Source organism: Streptococcus mitis (assembly GCF_001579035.1).
Classification (GTDB): Bacteria; Bacillota; Bacilli; order Lactobacillales; family Streptococcaceae; genus Streptococcus; species Streptococcus mitis_J.
Genome location: NZ_KQ970294.1, coordinates 5,560 through 8,761, shown reverse-complemented (window position 1 = coordinate 8,761; position 3,202 = coordinate 5,560). Strand labels below are relative to the sequence as shown.

General features: G+C 43.4%; 3 protein-coding genes and 1 pseudogene. 3 read left to right on the top strand and 1 reads right to left on the bottom strand.

Annotated features, from left to right (window positions below; translation table 11 throughout):
- The 3 genes from SMIDD26_RS10535 to SMIDD26_RS10525 all read left to right on the top strand — a co-directional run.
- Window positions 1–1,034 (top strand): MurT ligase domain-containing protein (locus tag SMIDD26_RS10535; RefSeq protein ID WP_246747037.1); only part of this gene is annotated, 1,034 nt, incomplete at its 5' end.
- Window positions 1,034–1,816, top strand: coding sequence for a lipid II isoglutaminyl synthase subunit GatD (gene gatD / locus SMIDD26_RS10530; protein WP_061440073.1), 783 nt, complete (start codon window positions 1,034–1,036; stop codon window positions 1,814–1,816). The genes SMIDD26_RS10535 and gatD, both read left to right, overlap by 1 nt.
- Before the next feature lie 125 nt (window positions 1,817–1,941).
- Entirely contained in the window at window positions 1,942–3,024 is a 1,083-nt protein-coding gene (locus SMIDD26_RS10525; protein WP_061440072.1) for a M24 family metallopeptidase, read from the top strand.
- 36 nt (window positions 3,025–3,060) lie between these two features.
- Here the strand turns inward: SMIDD26_RS10525 and SMIDD26_RS13645 are convergent.
- Window positions 3,061–3,202 (bottom strand): annotated as a pseudogene (locus tag SMIDD26_RS13645) (ECF transporter S component); the annotation flags it as partial.

Sequence of the window (3,202 nt, the reverse complement as noted above, 5' to 3'; positions counted from 1 at the left end):
AAAATATTGCCGTTCTCGAAATTGACGAAGCCAGTCTATCTCGTATCTGTGACTATATCCAGCCAAGCCTTTTTGTCATCACCAATATCTTCCGTGACCAGATGGACCGCTATGGTGAGATTTACACAACTTACAAGATGATTTTAGATGCTATTCGTAAGGTGCCTACTGCCACTGTTCTCCTTAATGGAGACAGTCCACTTTTCTACAAGCCAGCTATTCCAAATCCTGTAAAATATTTTGGTTTTGACTTGGAGAAAGGTTCAGCCCAGCTGGCTCACTATAATACCGAAGGAATTCTCTGTCCTGACTGCCAAGGCATCCTCAAATATGAGCACAATACCTATGCAAACTTGGGTGCCTATATCTGTGAAAGCTGCGGATGTAAACGTCCTGAACTGGACTATCGTTTGACAGAACTGGTTGAGTTGACCAACAATCGTTCTCGCTTTGTCATTGACGGCCAAGAATACGGCATCCAAATCGGCGGGCTCTATAATATCTATAACGCCCTAGCTGCAGTTGCTATCGCCCGTTTTCTCGGTGCAGATTCGCAACTCATCAAACAGGGATTTGACAAGAGCCGTGCTGTCTTTGGACGCCAAGAAACCTTCCATATAGGTGACAAGGAATGCACCCTCGTCTTGATTAAAAATCCAGTCGGTGCGACCCAAGCTATCGAGATGATTAAACTAGCACCTTATCCATTTAGTCTATCTGTTCTTCTTAATGCCAACTATGCAGACGGTATTGATACTAGCTGGATTTGGGATGCGGACTTTGAACAGATAACTGACATGGATATTCCCGAAATCAACGCTGGCGGTGTTCGCCATTCTGAAATTGCACGTCGTCTCCGAGTAACAGGCTATCCAGCTGAAAAAATCACTGAAACAAGTAGTCTGGAACAAGTTCTTAAGACAATTGAGAACCAAGACTGCAAGCATGCTTATATTCTAGCTACCTATACTGCTATGCTGGAATTCCGCGAACTGCTGGCTAGTCGTCAGATTGTTAGAAAGGAGATGAACTAATGGTTTATACTTCACTTTCCTCAAAAGCTGGCAATTATCCCTATCAGCTCAACATTGCCCACCTCTACGGTAACCTCATGAATACCTACGGGGACAATGGAAACATCCTCATGCTCAAGTATGTGGCTGAAAAACTAGGGGCCCATGTGACCGTTGACATCGTTTCTCTCCATGATGACTTTGATGAAAACTACTATGACATCGCCTTTTTCGGTGGTGGCCAAGACTTTGAACAAAGTATTATTGCAGACGACCTACCTGCTAAAAAAGAGAGCATTGACAACTACATCCAAAACGACGGTGTGGTTCTGGCTATCTGTGGTGGTTTCCAACTATTGGGTCAATATTATGTTGAAGCTTCAGGGAGACGTATCGAAGGGCTAGGTGTCATGGGCCACTACACCCTCAACCAGACCAATAACCGTTTTATCGGTGACATCAAGATTCACAATGAAGATTTCGATGAAACCTACTATGGTTTTGAAAATCATCAGGGCCGCACCTTCCTCTCAGATGACCAAAAACCACTGGGACAGGTAGTCTATGGAAATGGAAACAATGAAGAAAAGATTGGTGAAGGGGTTCATTATAAGAATGTCTTTGGTTCCTACTTCCACGGACCTATCCTCTCTCGTAATGCCAATCTGGCTTATCGCCTAGTCACTACCGCCCTCAAGAAGAAATACGGTCAGGACATCCAACTCCCTGCCTATGAAGACATTCTCAGCCAAGAAATCGCTGAAGAATATAGCGACGTCAAAAGTAAGGCTGACTTTTCTTAAACAAAGTGAAACTATATCAAAGAACTCCGTTATCTTGTCGGAGTTTTTTGTCTTTTCTTTTACCCTTCTCCCTTGCATTTTCTCTCATTTTTTGCCAAAATAGAGGAGTAGAAAGAAGGTAGCATATGTCTAAATTACAACAAATCGTAACATATCTTGAATCAGAAAAACTAGACGTCGCTGTCGTATCTGACCCCGTCACAATCAATTACCTCACTGGCTTTTACAGTGATCCCCATGAACGCCAGATGTTCCTTTTTGTCCTAGCGGATCAAGAACCCCTCCTCTTTGTCCCAGCCCTTGAGGTTGAGCGTGCTACTAGCACTGTTTCCTTCCCAGTTGTGGGCTATGTGGATTCTGAAAATCCATGGCAAAAAATGAAACATGCTCTTCCACAGCTTGATTTCAAACGTGTAGCTGTTGAGTTTGACAATCTCATCTTGACAAAATATCATGGTTTAAAAACCGTTTTTGAAACTGCTGAGTTTGAAAACCTCACTCCTCGTATCCAACGTATGCGCCTCATCAAATCAGCTGACGAAGTGCAAAAAATGATGGTTGCAGGTCTCTATGCGGACAAGGCTGTCAATGTTGGTTTTGACAATATTTCTCTTGATAAGACTGAGACAGATATTATTGCCCAAATTGACTTTGCTATGAAACGTGAAGGCTATGAAATGAGCTTTGATACCATGGTCTTGACTGGCGATAATGCTGCAAATCCACACGGCATTCCGGCAGCTAATAAGGTTGAAAATGATGCTCTTCTCCTCTTTGATCTCGGTGTTCTAGTCAACGGCTATGCATCTGATATGACTCGTACGGTCGCTGTCGGCAAACCTGACCAATTCAAGAAAGACATTTACAACTTGACTCTTGAAGCCCAACAAGCTGCTCTTGACTTTATCAAACCAGGTGTGACTGCCCATGAAGTAGACCGTGCTGCCCGTGAGGTCATCGAAAAAGCTGGTTACGGCGAGTACTTCAACCACCGTCTTGGTCACGGTATCGGTATGGATGTCCACGAATTCCCATCTATCATGGAAGGAAACGACATGGTCATCGAAGAAGGCATGTGCTTCTCTGTTGAACCAGGTATCTATATCCCTGGTAAAGTCGGTGTCCGTATCGAAGACTGCGGTGTTGTAACCAAGGATGGCTTTGACCTCTTTACAAGCACCAGCAAGGATTTGCTTTATTTTGATTAAATCTACACAAAAAAGTTAGCTAGTTTAGCTAACTTTTTACTTTATCTTCTTGATACTTTGACTAAGAATAAATCCTACAATCATCCCCACCATATTTTGCATGAAATTTGGTAGGATTTCTGGTAGGGCTGCTGCCCAGCCATTCATCAATGTAGAACCCAAGGCGTAACCCCCTACC

What these genes read in the sequence shown, in the direction of transcription:
- gatD (WP_061440073.1), top strand. Translation starts at nt 1,034, where the DNA reads ATGGTTTATACTTCACTTTCCTCAAAAGCTGGCAATTATCCCTATCAG.
- SMIDD26_RS10525 (WP_061440072.1), top strand. Translation starts at nt 1,942, where the DNA reads ATGTCTAAATTACAACAAATCGTAACATATCTTGAATCAGAAAAACTA.